This is a genomic window from Thalassolituus alkanivorans (assembly GCF_020447205.1).
In the GTDB taxonomy this organism is placed as follows: domain Bacteria; phylum Pseudomonadota; class Gammaproteobacteria; order Pseudomonadales; family Oceanobacteraceae; genus Venatoribacter; species Venatoribacter alkanivorans.
In genome coordinates, this window is sequence record NZ_JAJAEL010000035.1 from 285502 (window position 1) to 302566 (window position 17065).

Annotated in this window: 16 protein-coding genes; 1 reads left to right on the plus strand and 15 read right to left on the minus strand. The window is 51.8% G+C overall.

Annotation, left to right across the window (positions count from 1 at the left end):
- Positions 1–9: 9 nt before the first annotated feature.
- The 15 genes from LGT44_RS11845 to LGT44_RS11915 form a co-directional block, all read right to left on the minus strand.
- The gene (locus tag LGT44_RS11845) at positions 10–3852 is read right to left on the minus strand and encodes a DUF6701 domain-containing protein (RefSeq protein WP_230332669.1); all 3843 of its coding nucleotides are present in this window, start codon (positions 3850–3852) and stop codon (positions 10–12) included.
- 429 nt (positions 3853–4281) lie between these two features.
- Positions 4282–5094 (minus strand): type II secretion system protein, encoded by an 813-nt coding sequence (locus tag LGT44_RS11850; RefSeq protein WP_230332668.1) that lies wholly within the window; start codon positions 5092–5094, stop codon positions 4282–4284.
- A complete protein-coding gene (locus tag LGT44_RS11855) occupies positions 5094–5579 on the minus strand; it encodes a type IV pilus modification PilV family protein (RefSeq protein ID WP_230332667.1) in 486 nt (161 codons plus the stop codon). The genes LGT44_RS11850 and LGT44_RS11855 overlap by 1 nt, the downstream gene beginning before the upstream one ends.
- 61 nt (positions 5580–5640) lie before the next feature.
- Entirely contained in the window at positions 5641–6105 is a 465-nt protein-coding gene (locus tag LGT44_RS11860) for a prepilin-type N-terminal cleavage/methylation domain-containing protein (protein WP_230332666.1), read from the minus strand.
- 12 nt (positions 6106–6117) lie between these two features.
- Positions 6118–6612: a type II secretion system protein gene (locus LGT44_RS11865; RefSeq protein ID WP_145469804.1), complete on the minus strand. Its 495-nt coding sequence runs from the start codon at positions 6610–6612 to the stop codon at positions 6118–6120.
- Between the two features lie 18 nt (positions 6613–6630).
- Positions 6631–7245, minus strand: coding sequence for a hypothetical protein (locus tag LGT44_RS11870; RefSeq protein WP_225692160.1), 615 nt, complete (start codon positions 7243–7245; stop codon positions 6631–6633).
- 108 nt (positions 7246–7353) lie between these two features.
- Positions 7354–8580: a type II secretion system F family protein gene (locus LGT44_RS11875; protein WP_225692159.1), complete on the minus strand. Its 1227-nt coding sequence runs from the start codon at positions 8578–8580 to the stop codon at positions 7354–7356.
- Positions 8573–10294 (minus strand): GspE/PulE family protein, encoded by a 1722-nt coding sequence (locus tag LGT44_RS11880; RefSeq protein ID WP_230332665.1) that lies wholly within the window; start codon positions 10292–10294, stop codon positions 8573–8575. The genes LGT44_RS11875 and LGT44_RS11880 overlap by 8 nt, the downstream gene beginning before the upstream one ends.
- 3 nt (positions 10295–10297) lie before the next feature.
- Positions 10298–11260, minus strand: a complete 963-nt coding sequence (locus tag LGT44_RS11885) for a tetratricopeptide repeat protein (protein ID WP_230332664.1) — start codon at positions 11258–11260, stop codon at positions 10298–10300.
- On the minus strand, positions 11257–12165 hold the full coding sequence (locus LGT44_RS11890) for an ExeA family protein (protein WP_230332663.1): 909 nt from the start codon (positions 12163–12165) through the stop codon (positions 11257–11259). Before LGT44_RS11890 ends, LGT44_RS11885 begins: the two co-directional genes overlap by 4 nt.
- A 2-nt stretch (positions 12166–12167) precedes the next feature.
- Positions 12168–13790 carry a pilus (MSHA type) biogenesis protein MshL gene (mshL, locus tag LGT44_RS11895; protein WP_230332662.1) on the minus strand — a complete coding sequence of 541 codons (1623 nt, stop codon included), beginning with the start codon at positions 13788–13790 and terminating at the stop codon, positions 12168–12170.
- Positions 13791–13799: 9 nt separating this feature from the next.
- Positions 13800–14144, minus strand: a complete 345-nt coding sequence (locus LGT44_RS11900) for a right-handed parallel beta-helix repeat-containing protein (protein WP_230332661.1) — start codon at positions 14142–14144, stop codon at positions 13800–13802.
- On the minus strand, positions 14137–14814 hold the full coding sequence (gene gspM, locus LGT44_RS11905) for a type II secretion system protein GspM (RefSeq protein WP_230332660.1): 678 nt from the start codon (positions 14812–14814) through the stop codon (positions 14137–14139). The genes LGT44_RS11900 and gspM overlap by 8 nt, the downstream gene beginning before the upstream one ends.
- A complete protein-coding gene (locus LGT44_RS11910) occupies positions 14811–15497 on the minus strand; it encodes a hypothetical protein (protein WP_230332659.1) in 687 nt (228 codons plus the stop codon). The genes gspM and LGT44_RS11910 overlap by 4 nt, the downstream gene beginning before the upstream one ends.
- Positions 15497–16462 carry a hypothetical protein gene (locus LGT44_RS11915; RefSeq protein ID WP_145469813.1) on the minus strand — a complete coding sequence of 322 codons (966 nt, stop codon included), beginning with the start codon at positions 16460–16462 and terminating at the stop codon, positions 15497–15499. Before LGT44_RS11915 ends, LGT44_RS11910 begins: the two co-directional genes overlap by 1 nt.
- A gap of 129 nt (positions 16463–16591) precedes the next feature.
- Between LGT44_RS11915 and trmL the strand changes: the two genes are divergently transcribed.
- On the plus strand, positions 16592–17056 hold the full coding sequence (trmL, locus tag LGT44_RS11920) for a tRNA (uridine(34)/cytosine(34)/5-carboxymethylaminomethyluridine(34)-2'-O)-methyltransferase TrmL (protein WP_230332658.1): 465 nt from the start codon (positions 16592–16594) through the stop codon (positions 17054–17056).
- The last annotated feature ends 9 nt before the right edge of the window (positions 17057–17065 follow it).

Sequence of the window (17065 nt, forward strand, 5' to 3'; positions counted from 1 at the left end):
AGTCAGGCCTCAGGGCCTGACTTCGCGCCAGTAAATCACCCGGTCATGGCCACGGTAAATACCAAAGGTGGCCGTCGCCTGCGGATCGTCCAGCGAACCATTATTATCAAAATCATCCTGCAGCCATACAGGCACATTAAAGCCAACCGTTGCCGTGCCGGTATCCGGTGTACCGGCGTGTAAAACCGGTGCCTGCAGTAACACCGCATCCGTATTACGGCCACTGATTAACGTACGACTATTACCCAGCACACTGGTCAGCGTTGACGGCAAGACACTGGCATCAACGCTGCTGTCGTAACTCCAGCAACTGTCATCGCTGTTCTGCACAAAGCGTCCGCCAGAAAAATATTCTGCCCGTGCCGGTATCCGCAGAGTTTGCGTTTCCGGGCCGTAGCTGTCTTCCAGCCATAAACGCCCGTAACGCAGCTCAAAACCAGAAGAAATATTAAGCGTTAATGAACCAGTCATATTAACCTCATCGGTATCTTTAAAATCGCTCAAGGTTAAAATCGGCTTCGGTTGAAAAGGGGACACTTTTGCTCTTAGTTCTTTACTGTAGGTAAAGGTATCATTCAGCACATCAAGGGTATAATTCAGAATACCTGCCGAAGCGGTAGTCAGGTTTCCGGCATTAATCACCGCTGACAGCGAAACAGGCAAACCATCATTGGCCAACGCGCTGCTGTCTGTGGCCGGCAGAGAAAGTATGGCCGGGTTCAGCGGTAACTTCATAAATCCGGCCCGGGTATAATTCTGCGTCAGATTATTCAGCGCATTCCGGGCCTGAATTTCCAGCACTGGGGCAAGATCCCAGTGAATATCCTGGCCGCTGTAAGCAAAACCAGAAGCCGTACTGCAATAGGGCTGCAACTGTCCGGCGACCAGTTCAGTGACGTTAAAATGATGTGGATAAAAACGTCCGGTCGGAGTACTGACCGCCGCTGATAATGTTAGGCCATGATAATTACTGCCCGGTGTTAAGCGGATATTAAATACACCGACTTCTGATACATTCGCTGCCAGAATGTTTTTATTATCCGTGGCGGCACTGTGATTATATTGCGCCGGATTTAATACAGCATTAACGCCTGCCGAAGGGGCAACCAACTCCGTACTCAGAGTCATATTATTCATTGCAAAGCTTGGGGTTGGTGTATTGTTACAAAAATCAGAATCACTAGCCGTCTGCCAGCCGACGGCGGAAATATTCAGATTAAAATTATCTCCGGCTTTGGCGAAGGCATCACAGTCACTATAGACAGGAAGACCACATTCACCATTGTTGCCATTATTGTCATCTGCCTGAATACAGAAGCCCGCCGGGTAACTGACAAAACGGTCGTTGCCGCTCATGGTTAATCCGCTTTCCGTTCCCGTTCCGCTGTATTGCACGTTCAGCTGCATCAGCCCGGCATCGGCATAGTTAATCGTCAGCGGAGTCTGTCCATTGGCATCAAAACTCAATGTTAAGGTTACTGCTGGTGCAGAAATATCGGCGATATTATTTCCGTTAACACTGACCGGCCAGGACACTACACGGGAAGTATTATCAGGATCAATATATTGTGAGCTGAAAGCGATATCGCGACTGACACTGGCAAATCCTGGCACACAGGCCCTGGTCACATCGTCTTTTTTAACGGCTTTCAGCAATACATCACTGGCGCCAAGCCCTGCAGGAAAATCCGGAATATCCAGCACAAAACCAGAGTCTGCAAAGGTCATACTGCAGTTGGTCGATAATGCCCCACCGTCACGCGAGCAAAGATTAGACGTAAACGCCTGCGATACCGGTACCGATGACAACACCTGAAGATTAACCGTTGCCGCCGTATTCTGGCGTAAAGAAAGCGTGGCAGAACCACCACTGAAGGTTTGTACATCGCCCCCTTCCCAGCCGGAAGGGCCAAGTGTGACGGTCACCGGATCGGTATATAAACTGGAACAGCTGGCATTGGCGCAGGCTTTAATCTCTACTTCCTGTGGAGAACAGGTCAGTGCACTGCTGGCGTAGCTCATTTCAAAATGATGAACGATGGGGCCAATCGGATTAATGGTATTGGCACACACCCTTAGCAGATCTATTTCGTGATAATTACTGGAGGCTCCGGTTGATCCTGTAAATGAGAGTAATAAATTCTGTGGAATCGTCGCCTGGCCATTCAGGTTCGCAACATTAACCGGCGCGACCAGAGGTACAAAACCAGCACCACTGTCGCGCTCGACACTGACGATGGACTGCCCGGCGATACGGGAATCAATAACAAAACGATAACGGTGAGCCGGGCCACCAGCTGAGGATGTTGGCCGTTGATCCACTCCCGGAGATAAGCTGCTAGTGCCGGTCAGATAACGATAGCCACTGCTGCCACTGCCCGAACCACGAATGGTTACGCTGTCGGGTCTGGCACCCGGCCCCCCAATCCGGCCTTCGGTCGGATTGGAAAAGTTTCCGTACTCATCCAGACCAATCCCCAGCCAGCCACCGGCAAAACCGGGGTCACCATTATCCCGCTGGGCATACCCCAAAGAACCACCAAAGCTACCGGACTGCGGGGTAATAGTGGCATCGGAGAAGACCACCGAAATACCATCAGCACCGGTACCAAAAAAGGAAGTTGACCAGGCGTAATGGGTGAATTCAATCACCACTATATTATCTGCCGCCGGAAATAAACGCTGTAATGTCGATGCTGTGGATTGGTAGGTAACATCCTGCGTCAGACGCAGACGGTTATTCACTAATGAGGGGGTAAAACCACCGGCCACCGCTGATGTGATCCAATCGCTGCCATTGCCGGTGCGATCAAAATCATCATTAAAACAGGTTAAAGCAGCACTGTCTGAGGTGATACGCAGGTCATCCAGATGGAAGTAATCATTTCCTCCGCTGCTGCCGCCGGTCTGGCGAAAACGGAACTGAAAATTACTGCTCAATGCCCCGGAAGGGAGAGCAAAAATACTGTTACCGCTCGCACCCGCGGTACCATTTCCGCTAATAGTCTCCAGTGGCGTCCAGCCTCCGGAACCGGTACGGAATTCTGCAACCAGATCCTCGCCGATATCAGGGTCTTCGCTGAAAGAATCAGCTCCCCGCCGCCACCAGTACTCAAGAGTAACGCCACTGTACACACTTAAATCCAGGGTTTTTAGCTGTACATTGACCACACCACTGCTGGTATAGAGTGAGCGCGTCGGACTACTGGCTGTCGCAGAAGAAATTCCGGCATCACCACCAGAAGACGTCGTCACACTCCAGTCGCTACCAAGAAAATTGCGCTCAAAATCGTCGCAGAAAATAATATTACTGCCACCACAATAACCTGCAGTCTCCGTCAGTTTAACGTCATCGATATGCCAATAGTCGTTATCCGGACCATTTCCCCGGTCAAGCTGAAAGCGGACGCGTAAACCGGTATACATAGCCGCTTCGGGTAATTCGTATTCAGCCAGCCCTGATTCTCCGGGAGTACCATTACCGTCAAAGCGCTCCAGCTCTACCCAGGTAGTATTATTTAATAAAATCTGTACTGTCAGATCTTCATTACTGTCAGGGTCTTCACTGAAACTGTCATCGCCACGCCGCCACCAGAAGGATAACGTAGCACCGGCTTTACCCGCCAAATCAAACGCCAGCGTATCGACCGTTACCGTATCCCAACGCAGGAATAAACTGCGGGAAGGTGAATTTGCTGTTGCATTGCTGATGCCGGTGTTCGTGCCGCTGCTGGCAGCCCAATTGCCACCCAAAGTGGTACGTTCAAAATCATCACTGAAAATAACATCGCCGGGAGCAGCATAAACTCCGGCACTGCACAGTAAAAAAAACAGCCGTAAAATAATCTGCATTATTTCACTCTCACTTCAGTGGTACGTTGTGCGCTGTCAGTGCTACTGCCACAAGTTCCCGTCGAGGTCAGCGTAAAATATACCTCACTGTCAACCGTAACCGGCTGGCATTCAACACGAACACTGCAGTTGCTCAATCCGTACAAAGAATTCGTTGAAGAAAAATCATGAGCATAGAACGGTACTGATGCACAGCTTCTGCCTGCACTCCCATCCGGAGGCAGAAGTAAATTAAGGCTGAGCTGTAACCCGGATTCGGCCGCATAAAACGCACGCTGCGACTGTAACTGCAGGCTGCTGCCCTCACTGCTGCTTTGCTGTAATTGCGCCATAGCAGCGATAACCAATGCCAGCACCGTGATTACAAACACAGCCATTGGTAAGCCAAAACCCGACTGCCTGGCCGTTATTCGGGCATTTAATATTCGCTCAGGGCACATTACGGAGCTGTACCTCCTGTGTCTGTTGCAACTGGTCATCAGAGGATGGGTTTTCCAGAATATAAGAAAAGGCAACCAGACCATTGCGCCGCAGTGTCGGGGGTAAATAACGGAAATTCAGCGAGTTATTTTGCAGGGGATAAGCCAGAACATCCCGCCCGGCGGCCTGCGATGCTGGCAGCGACGACTCCAGCGAGGCGATATTGGCAATAAAACCGTAATTCCGGAAATGATAAAGAAAGCTGCCCTGCTGACAAACCGCTTCCGGCGTAGTAACCAGATAAAAGCGCCTGACGGGCGAATCCGATAAAAATTCGTGAGCTGACGACAGGCTTACCGTTACCGCAGCAGTGCCAGCCGGCAAGGTAGCAATGGCCTGCGTTAATGCACCACTGGCAGACGGACTGTAAAGTTCGTTCTGATTGATAGGATAAATAACTGCGTAGCCACTGTTAACTTCTGATGCCGAAACCGGCACGGCAGAAAAATCGGTAATTGCCATATTCAGGGCAAGACTTGTGTAAACGGAGGCAACCTTTACCGGAATAAACTCAATACAGCGGCCATTGGCTGTTACCCGGATACTCCCGGGCAACGCCGGGCGTAATAACCGGCTGATCTTTTCATTGATGACACTGCCTGTCGCAGCCAACTGCTGACGCGCGCCACTGTCGAGCAGCATGCGACCACTTTCGCTGATAAAACGTACAGAAATAATGGCCAGAACACTGCCGACAACAAGTACAATCAGCAATTCAATCAGAGTAAACGCCTGTAATCTTGATCTGGCCGGAAGCAGCATCAGAAATTACCTTTATAAGCGGTAAAACGGCTTACCTGCCCATTGGGTGCCATAATACTCAGATCAATTCTTTTTGCGCCTTCAGCATTAATACCCAACGAATTATCGCAATGAACCTCAATGCTGACGCTATAGCCGTTATACAAACCTGCCAGGCTCTGGTCCATTAATGCCGGATCTTCGGCATTAATACCGTTGTAGTCATCCACATCATCGTATTGAGCACGGCTTTCGCTATCATCGGTGATACGACATACGCCATTATAAGGCGGTACACCGGCAGGCCCGGTTGTTTCGTCAAACTGACGGGCGAGTATTTCGTCCAGATAAATTTGCGCCAGATTGGTTACACGGCTTTGCAACAGCGCATCAGCACTACGGCCGGATAGCAGCGAAAATACCCGCAAGCTACCCACCAGTGCCACGCTGATAATAATCAGCATGATCACCAGCTCGACCAATGTCAGTCCCTGTTGCCTGTTCATATTATCGCGCCTGAAATATTAGGGCCTGTTAACACTGAAACTACCTTCTAAGTTTAGCTGATCAGGGCTGACAGGTTGCCGGATAAGCAAAACCACTGGCAGCCAGGCACAATAGATGAGTCGTTTCGGAAGAGAAGACAAACTGATAGTTGCTGCCTACAGAGGTATCGCTGGCAAAGGTAAAGCTGCTGGTCTGACCATTGCTGAAGGCCGAGCCATTAAGGCTGAGAGTAGCGTTATGACGGGGAGCCTGACGCTCCTTAAATGACACCGTTCCCTGACTGAGATTAAACCGCCAGTTCGCATTGTCCTGCATCACGCTAAGAACAACCGCAGAATTACTGGTATTGGCCAGTGCACGCTGCTGGGCCAGTAAAATCATAGCCTGTAATTGATCACGCGCACTTAACGCAGAAAAACTATCCGGGCGGGCAAAAAGACTGCTGCCAATCGCACTGAGCACCCCCAGCAGAACCAGTACCATCACCAGTTCTACCAGGGTAAAGCCCGAGACATGCGGCTTCATTGCAGAAGCGGATTAGCAACCACTGGCAGTAACCACGACTACCGGAGAGGCGGTAATCGGGGCGGTATTATCGGTTGCTGCAGTTGCTGCGGTATAGGCAGCGGTGCAGTTTGCACGCAAAGTATATGTCAGGGTACTGCCACCTGTTGCACCACCACCGCTGACCACATAATCCACAGTGCCAGCATCAAAAGCAGCCTGAAGACCCGCCGAAACCTGAGCAGCTACCGTAATACCGGCGGCATCGGCAGTCGGATAACCGTTCACCATAGTAATGGCACTGCCTTCCAGTGTAACGCTGGCGCCCAGTGCTGCCCCATTCGCCAGTTGCTGAGCGTGGGCAATATTTGCTGCCGAGCGCAGTGCACCTGCCAGCGCATTAACACTGGCCGTACGCGCGTCACCGCCAAAATCTGCGAAGCGGGGCAAAGCAAAAGCCGACAGCACGCCGAGAATCACAATTACCATGATCAGTTCGATCAGTGTAAAACCTGCTTGTTTCTTCATATTCCGACTCCTGCTTGCTTATCGGATAAACCAAGTGACCCGGCCATTGGCCGCGTTATATTCAATGTAAGACTGACTTCCGTTTTCTTCCTGCCCGCCGGCGTCTTTGCCTGCGGTTTTTCCACTGTTTGCCGCCGTTACTTTTACGTAGCGACAAACACCGGAGATCCAATACACACGATAGCTGTCTGCCGGCGCGTGCTCATAAGCGGTATACAACGGTGGTACCGGGTCCTGCAGCAATGCCCGCCAAAGGCGGATACAAGGTGCTGTTGCGGCCACCACATCTGACGATACCGGCGTATTCTGCTGTTCATCAAAACCCGCGTCCGCTGAGGTTACTGCTGCATCCACCGGCCAGCCGGAAACCGATACGGCAATATCATTACGTCCAAAACCGCTCAGCCGTTCGACAGCTCCGGGCTGACCATCCAGAAACCAACGTTCATGCACTTTCATGACGGCTGCTTTTAAGCTACTTCCCTGGGCAATAACTTCTGCCCTTCTGGCATCATCCAGCAAACGGTTATAACGCGGTAACAACAGCGCAGGCAGTAGTGCCAACAGAGCGACCGCCGCCGCAAATTCCAGTTTGGTATAAGCATGTAAAGAACAGATGCGGCCATCATTCATAAGCCTACTGAAACCTTAGCTCAGTGATTTTTTTTTGCCGTTTATATTTACGAAACAAAACATAAATCCGCCTGTTTTCAGTAATTTAATGCGCCGGATCAAAGAATCCTAACGCCCTGTCGCCACACGGCTGAGATCCCAGATAGGCAGGAAAACCCCCAACGCCAGAACCAGCACCATTAAGCCGAGAAAAACCAGCAGAACCGGCTCAATCGCATCAGCCAGGCGCTTCAGATCGTAATCAATTTCCTGCTCATAAAAATCCGCAACCTCATCGAGCAAACTATCAACCGAACCGGTTTCTTCTCCCACCGACATCATCTGTAAAACCAGTGGGGTAAACAGCCCGGTCGCAATTGCTGTATTCGTCAGGCGATCGCCGCGCTCAATACCATGCTGCATACTCTTAACCGCTGCACCGATAAAGCGATTACCGACACTCTCGGCAACAATGGAAAGTCCCTGCAGAATTGGCACCCCCGCCGCCATCAGCATGGCGAAAGAGCGGGAAAACCGCGCCAGAGCAATACGCTCGAAGATGCCGCCCAATATCGGAATTTTCAGCTTTTTCTCATCCCAGAACAGGGCACCCTGCGGTGTTCTTACGTAGCCCCGGAATGCCCAAAAGGAAACGCTCAGCATCACCAGTAAGAACAACCAGTAATCCTGCATAAATTGTGATGTGCCCATTAACACGCGGGTAGCCCAGGGAAGCTGGGCGCCAAGATTATTAAACACCCCACTGAAGCTGGGTATCACAAACATCGTGATCACGACCATCGCAATACTGATACTGCCAACAACCATGGTTGGGTAGCGTAATGCGGCTTTAATCCGCTTACGGGTTTCACGCTCCATTTCCAGGTGCGAAATCAGTTTCAGTAATGCATCCGCCAAATGCCCCGTAGTTTCACCAATATGCACCATACTGATAAAAATGGGAGAGAAGTACTGCGGGTATTGGCGGAAAGCAGTCACCAGATCCGACCCGGATACCAGAGAACGATTGATACCATTCAGTGTATTTTTTATGGCGGGATTTACCGATGACTCTGCCAGCCCGGTTAAAGCACGGATAATAGGAACACCTGCTTTAGTCAGCGAGTAAAGCTGCCGTGTCAGCAGAATTAATTCGTCCGCACTGATACGCTCGCGCGCCCACAACTTCATATTTAAGCCGGATGATTCCCGGACCTCTTCGGCCTCATCCAGCGCAAGTACAATGATCTGCTGTTGCTGCAGCTGATCCAGCGCCGACTGGCTGCTGCCGGCAGCAATAATTCCATTCACCGCCTGGCCACGGTTATCACGGCCACGGTAAATAAATTCAGCCATTGGCCAGATCCTCTTCCAGAGTTGCCGACACCCTGAACACCTCTTCCAGCGAAGTCACTCCGGCACGGGCATAATCCAGTGCGCACAATGCCAGGGAACGGAATCCGCTCTGGGTAGCAGCTTGTTCAGCAAACAACTGCGCATCATCATGACGCAATGATGCAACCAGCTCGGGAGTCATTTCCAACAGCTCGTAAATACCGATACGTCCCTGATAACCGGTATTGTGACAGTGATGACAACCACGGCCACTGAGGTAATTGTGAGCCGAAGATCCCGGTTCCAGTACATCCAGCCAGGCCTTTTCCTGTGCGTCCATGACATGCGGCTGCTGGCAATGGCGGCATAGCTTTTTGACCAGACGCTGAGCCACCACTGCGCGCAGCGATGATGCCACCAGATAGCGGTCTACCCCCATATCCATTAAGCGTGCGACCGTTGATACCGCATCATTGGTATGCAACGTCGATAACACCATATGGCCGGTCATGGCCGCACGCAGACCAATTTCAGCCGTTTCGTGATCGCGGATCTCCCCGACCAATACAATATCCGGGTCCTGACGTAATGCGGCACGTAATACCGTAGAAAACTCCAGGCCGACTTTACTGTTCACCTGCACCTGATTTACCCGCGGTAAGCGGTATTCAATCGGGTCTTCGGCGGTAATGATCTTTTTTTCCGGCTGATTCAGCACACTGAGAGCAGCATAGAGGGTGGTGGTTTTACCACTACCGGTCGGGCCTGTGACCAGTATCAGGCCATGGGGCCTGTGAATCAGATATTCAAAACGCTTCTGTAGTTTTTCCGGCATCCCCAGTGTTTCCATACTGAGAATTCCGGCACTCTGATCCAGCAAACGCATCACCACCGATTCACCGAACTGCACAGGCATGGTCGAGACCCGCACATCAATATTTTTATTCGACACGCGGATATTAAAACGCCCATCCTGTGGTAAACGTTTCTCAGAAATATCAAGACCAGACATAATTTTCAGGCGTGATACCAGCGCGGAGGCAACACGTTTTTCTTTCATAACCTGTTCCTGAAGTTCACCATCGACGCGCAGACGAATACGCAGCTGGTTTTCTTCCGGTTCGATATGAATATCCGATGCTTTAATCTGTACCGCATCTTCAAACAGGCTTTGCAGTAAGCGTACAACCGGCGCTTCATTAACATCGGATGACTGTGCCATCTGATCAATATCAAATTCACTGCCACGCAGCTCGCCTTCCAGCTCACCGGCGATGGTCGCCATCTGCTCCTGACGGCGGTAAACCGTGTCCAGAATAGAGAGGAGCTCCTGCTCACGGATAAACGCAGGGAAGATCGCTGTCTTGAGGATTCGCTGCAGATCATCGATCACCATCAGATCGGTAGGGTCTGCCATACCGATCAGTAAGCCATTATTTTCCTCAGACAAAACCAGACAGCGATAACGCCGGGCATGGGTTTCCGGCAGGCGCTGCACCAGATGATTATGAATACGGAAACGGGCCAGATCGATAAACGGATAATTAAAAAAATCGGCCAGTGTTCTCAGCAGTTCATCTTCTTTAACAAAACCCAGATCAGTAATCGCCCGGCCCAGCTTTTTCCCGGTTTTTTTCTGCTCTGCCAGAGCCTGATGCAACTGATCTTCGCTGATCAGGCTCTTTTCCAGCAGCAGATCTCCGACACGGACACGTTTACGACTCGGCGTTTCCATAAATTACCTTAAGCTTTTTAATTTTTGCTCAACCCAGCGCTGCTGATCAGGGGTCAGACGATTCTGCTCATAAAGACCCTCCAGCACGCTACGTGCCTGCTGATTTCGCCCGGCAGAATGCAAAGCCTGAGCTAACGCCAGTGGCCAGTTAACAACATCCGGCTGCGCAAGGATCAGCTGCTGGTAAACCCGGACAGCATCGTCATAACGGCCAAACAAATGCAGACCCGGTGCTGCAACAGCAAGCCAGTAAGAATGGAGAACAGAGGCATGCTGCGCATAAAACTGCAGAAATTGCTCCCGTTCCTTTTGTTCAAGGTAAATACGCAGCTTGATGGCGAGATAGTCTTCCCGCCCGGCCAGAGCCAGTGCCTGATTTATATGCTCCAGTGCCATGGAAAACTGCTGACTGGCAAGATCATCCAGCGCCTGCAAATAATGTTGTTGCGCTTCCTGATCGCTGCGCACCACCGAGGCAGCACCTGCTGACGCAGCCGGCTCTGCTTTCTCTTTTACAGGTTTTTCTGCAGCAGTGAGGACTGACGGCTGAGGCTGAGGCTGATTATCCTCTGCAAAAGTATTCTGCGCTCCGGCCCGAATCTCATTATTTGAAGTAATGACAGCCGTAATCTCTTCTGCTGCGGCCGGCTGAGTATTTTCAGTATTGGAATCCGCCGGAATATCTGCATTTTCCGGAATATCTGCGTTTTGTATTGCAGCAGGCGCTGCAGCCTCTGTTATAACCTTTTCAGGGCCGTTTTCTGTTAACCGCTCAGACAGATAAAAAAAGACCGGAATTAAAATCAGCAACAGCCAGAACACAGGCTGATAACGGCGAAAACGTAATTGCGCCGGGAAATAGGCTGCAGCAGGCGTTTCATGATCCAGCTGCAAAGAGGGTGGTAACACCGGCTGTACGGCGTCACGTTTATCGATATCCTGCAGAACCTGATGCAGCAAGCTCATATAAGCACCAGAACCACAGCGGCAAACAGAGTAGAAAGGCGCAGCCATGACCAGTCCGGCGCAGATGGGTAAGCACCTTCGGTATCGGCCACCGCTTTCGCCACATGACGGGATTCCAGCTGATGGCTGCCATTGCCATACCCCACCAGCAATGTTTTTGCCGCAAGAATATTAACCAGTCGCGGAATTCCGCGGCTGGCCTGCCACAGATGCTTAAGCGCCGATGCCTGAAACAGCGGCATGCCACGATACCCGGCAATACTCAGGCGTTGTTGCAGATACACCGCCAGAGCTTCGCTGTTATTTAACGGCCGCAGATCTGCGCTGTAAGTAATACGCTGTAATAATTGGCGAAAGCGGGGCTGAGCAAGCGTCAGATTAAGCTCAGGCTGGCCGAATAAAACAATCTGAACCAGCTTCTGCCGTTCGGTTTCCAGATTGGAGATCAGCCGCAGTGCTTCCAACGTATCCTCCGGCATGCACTGAGCTTCATCAATAATCAGCACGACCGGCTGAGCATTCAGTGCAAACTGCAGCAGACACTGCTGAATATCTTCCTGCACCTGAAGATCGCTTTTATTTTCCGTGTTTAATCCAAGCTCACAGGCAATGGCGCGCCATAACCCTTCTGCGCCTAATGCCGGATTGGGAATATAAGCAGTGCGCACGCCATCAACACTGAGAGCATTGAGCAGACGGCGGCACAATAATGTTTTGCCGGTTCCGACTTCACCGGTAACTTTTATAAACCCTTCACCAGACGACAATGCAAACAACAGCAGTTCGAAGGCCTGCTTCTGACTGGGCAATTCCACATAAAATTCGGTATTGGGCGTCAAGCCAAAGGGTGGCTGTTTAAGGCCATAAAATTGCTCACAGGCCTGGGTCAGCTGAGTCATATCCATACTCACCTCCGGGCGGGCATCAGCCGTGAATAGCGCCGGTTAAGCTCATCCACCTGCTCACGACTCAGTGCGGAATCAATGACCTTGGGCTGAATCAGGATGACCAGTTCGCTCTGCACAATTTCTTCCCGGGTCTGACGGAAGAACCAACCCAGAACAGGAATGCTCCCCAACCAGGGAACGCTGGCATCTGTACGCACTTTGCGGTTCTGCATCAGGCCACCAATAACCACCACCTGACCGGAGCGGGCACGGACAATTGAATCGGTTTCGCGCACGGTACTGTACGCCAGAGGCAGTGTGTAATCGTCGTTATTCAGCTGCACTGTTTTTACTTTTTCTTCCACCTCGGTCACGGTGGGGTGTACGTGCAGAGTCACTTCCTGATCGGAACCAATCTGCGGTGTAACGTCCAGAGCAATACCGGAGAAGAATGGCGTCAACTCAATATCCGGTGTATTGGAACTGCCGGTTGTTGTTGACGTTGTTGTGTTGCTGACGTTGGTAACAAAAAACTCGTCTGATCCTACTTTAATGACCGCTTTCTGATTATTAACAGTGGCAATGCGCGGGCTGGACAAAACTTTTACATCACCCTGTGTTTTTAATAACTGCAGCGCTGCAGTAAAGTCGGTTGCCGTAATATTGAGCGAGAAAATACCATCAATTAAATCGGGGTTGGTTAATGCGGTCGCAGACTGAGTCGCATTGTAGGTATAGCGACTTCCCTGCTTACCAAAGGCTCCCCAGTCAATACCCGACTGAAAGCCATCACTCAGTGTCACTTCAACAATTTTTGCTTCAATCAAAACCTGTTTCTGTACGCTTAGCTCCGCTTTTTCCAGATAACTGGCAATATGATTTAACGTTCCCGGCATGGCTTTTACCACCACGATACCGGCATGAGCATCAACCACCACCTGTGCATCGGTTTCCTGAGCCAGCATCAGTTGCAGGGTATTTTTTAATCCCTGCCAGAAATCAGCATTGGACTCGGTATTAACTTCACTGCTGTTAATGGTCTGCGAGCTGCTGCCAGAGGTAGTGGTATTGGTCTGGGTACTGCTTTGACGCGAGTCGGTCGATGTCACCTGGCCGCTGCTGACATGCATGCCGGAACGTCCGGCACGTTTTACGTTGAGGTAATTAATCGGAAAAATACGCGTTTGCTGCTGACGCGGTAAAATCTGCACCCCATAGGCTGACTGCACAAAATCAAAGCCGTAGATATCACGCACGGCCTGCAGGGTTTCCAGCAAAGTTACGCTTTTTAAATTCAGACTGATATCGCCGCTGACTTCGGGATGAACCACCAGGTTATAACCCGTTCCATCCACCAGGCTGTTAAAAAAGGCGGTGGCCGGTGTACGGTCGGCCAATACGTCAAAACGCTGCGGTGGCGAAGACGGCTGCTGATTCAGCGGTGGCAGCAGTTGCTGCAGATCGAGATCAGCCTGCACAGGTTCCGCTTCAGTCTGCAGCAGCAGATTATCAGCCGTTTCTTTATCCTGCTGGGTTTTAGGCGCAGACGCAGCGCAGCCACTCAGCCACGGCATAAATAAAGCCAGAGTCAGCAGAGAAAGAATGCGCAATGGTGCAGAACGACTGGCAATGACAACAGACAAAATAAATACCTATTCAGAAATACGTCGTGTATTAACAAGTAAAGACAGTTCATGCCGTTTCTGCCGGATTTTCACCACAACCTTATCCGCATAAATCGCCATAACCTGAGCTCCGTCAACAACATCGCCGGCTTGCACCAGACGGTTATTAATAACAGCGCGGTTATCGCCTTTACGGATCAGGATCTGCTGTACCCGCAGAGGTACATCCGCTGCTGCTGCCGAAACCGGCGCCTGCTGCAGCCAGGGCGGTGGCTGCGTCGGATCGGCGGCAAAGACGGCAGCAGCAAACCCCAGCCAAAGCATCGGTAACAGACGAAACTGCTTTTTCAGCATGAAAGAATATTCAGCCACCCAGTACCTCCTCACGCATACTCAGGGTATATACCTCAAGCGTCAGTTCGCCACGGGGATGCTGATCAACGGTAAAATTCAGCTCTTGCCAGAACAATCGCCAGGGCATGGCATCCAGCCGCTGCAGATACGCCAGCAAGCCATCGTAGCTGGCATCAAGCGTCAGGCGCAGGCCGTGACGGTAGAGCTGCACATCGGCAAATTCCTCCCCCAGACCCAGACGCTCACGCGGCAGATTCACCAGACTTTTCAGTTGCAGGCGCTTGTCCTGCTTCAGCATTTGCTCCAGCAGGGGCACCATCTGCGCCGGAGATACCAGGGCATCGGTCAGGGTAGCGATACGCCGGTTCATATCAGCCTGCTGCACCTGCAAGCGGGCAAGCTCATCCCGTAAAGGCTGGTTGGGATCGGTCATCACCTGCAGCTGCAGCTGCGCCAGCTGCTCCTGTAATTGTTGATTCTGTTGCTGCTGGCTGGCGGTTGTTTGCTGCAGCACTTCGCTGCGCTGCCACAAAGGTTGCAGCAGGAATAAGGAAAACAGAGCAAGAATGACGGCATGCAGAATAATCTGCAGCAACAGCTGCTCACGCGGGAGCAGTTTTTTATAAGCAGTAATAAGCTTTTGCGCGAGCGGATGACGCCACCAGTACACTTTGTTGCGGGAACTCATAAACGCCCCCCGCTACTTATCTGTTGCTGACTGCGAGTGAGATTCTGTCTGGCTGTTAACTCTGCAGTGCCCTGCTCTGCTGCGGGAGCTTCCGTATCCAGCACAAAGCTAAGCCAGCGCTGTTCGCTGCGCTGTATATCAATCTGACTGAATGATTTACCCGCATAGGCGCTGCGCTGAAGCAGCTCAACCACATAACGGGACAGTTTCTCTGGTTCATCAACAAACCCCCGCAACTGTATCTGCTGACCGCCTCCACGCACGCTGAAGCCCTGCAGCCAGACACCGCGAACCTGCTGTTCTCCCAGCTGAGCAACCAACGGGGTAAACGACTGGCTTTGCTGCAATTGCTCGCGCCCCAGATAAAGCAAAATTTTCTGACTGTCAGCCAGCTGTCGCTTTGCCTGTTCAAGCTGCTGCTGCAAACCGTTATCGACCACCAGTGGCGGGTGACGTGCCATTTCGTCTTCCAGCTGCCGGGTCAGATTCTGCGTAAACTGGTTTATCTGCTGCTGTTCGTGCTGCAGCCACCGGGAGTACCCCAGCAGCACAAGTGCAGCCACCAGCAGCAGTACAGCAGTCAGCCCGAGCTGCAGTAACAGCTGCCTGATATCACGCGGCAAAGCCGGTGGACGGAATTCTTCAAGGTAAAAATTAACCCGCTGCCGAATCTGCCAAGTCATCAGGCCACCTTTCCGGCAACAGGCAATGCCGCGTCGTTCTGTTCAAAAGAAAGAGCATTACCCAGAGCAATAGCGAGTGAAGCGGTCAGTGTTTCCTGGCCGCTGTTACTGAATGCCGACTCCAGCAACAGGCTGCGTACCGGAATATTCACGCTGCGCTCCAGCTCCGGTAATAACTCACTGACATCAGCATTATCAGGCACCAGAACCCAAAGCTGACCAACGATACCCATGCCCAGTTGGCTGTCGAAATAATCCAGAGAGCGTTGAATATCCAGTGCCAGAGCATCAACCCGGCTGTCGGTTTCCAGGCTGAGTTCACCTTCACCAGCGGAGGCTAAACCCAGCGCGCGGGTGCCGGTATTCAGCCTCCGGGAAAGATACAGTCCGCCATCGCGGTAGAGATAAATCATGCCGTCGTCAGCATCCAGACGCAGCACACCAACGGCGGTTTCCGGCTCCATTTCAGCCACCAGATGCAGCAGACTGAGCTCCGGAATGATAATGCTGTGCAACTGTAACTGCTGATGTTTGCACCAACGCACAAGTTCTTTAATCCGGCGATGATCGACCACCACCGCAAAGGCCATCTCCAGCCGCCGGCGATAAGCATCAGCGGGCATACGAAAACCCTGAATGATTTTTTGTTCTGAGCCTTGCGGCAGAAGATCACGCATGCGGAAACGCAGAGCATCGCCGAGTTCGTCATCACTCACTGCCGGCGCCTCGACCAGATGCAGTTCATAATCCAGAGCATCCAATGACAACACCACCGGAACCCCCTGCAACTGCTGACGGCCAACCCAGGCTGCCAGACCATCCAGCCCCTGCTCTGTATCTGCAGGACGGTAACACTCCCGCACAACATCCGCTTCACGCAACACAGCAAAGCCTCTGCCCTGATGCAATTCGATGCCCAGACAGCGTGAATCCTGAAGACTTTTTTTCTGCCAGGGCCAGCGCATCGCCACCTCTTTAAAACAAAATAATCTAAAGAGAGTGTAGACCATGATTCTGGCGCAGGATGGCCAATGTCTGTATTCAGTCAGAGCCGGGGAATCTATAATGCCCGACTGTTTTTAAGGCCAGGTACTATGTTTAATATCGTTCTGTTCGAACCCGAAATTCCGCCTAATACCGGCAATATCATCCGCCTGTGTGCCAACACAGGCTGCCGCCTGCATCTGATTGAGCCTCTGGGCTTCAATATGGAAGAAAAGAGCCTGCGCCGTGCCGGACTGGATTACAGCGAGTGGGCCAGTGTAAAAATCCACCCCAACTATGACGCCTTTCTCGAAGCCGAACAGCCACAGCGCCTGTTTGCCCTGACCACCAAAGGCCGCCGCACCCATTCCGATGTCGCCTTCAGCGCTGGCGACTACCTGATGTTTGGCCCGGAAACCCGCGGCTTACCGGAAGATGTGCGCATAAGCCTGCCGTTTGAACACTGGCTGCGACTGCCGATGATGCCCGACAGCCGCAGCATGAACCTGTCCAACGCGGTGGCTGTGATGGTTTATGAAGCCTGGCGGCAACTTGGGTATACTGGCGGCTCCTGATCCGGGAGT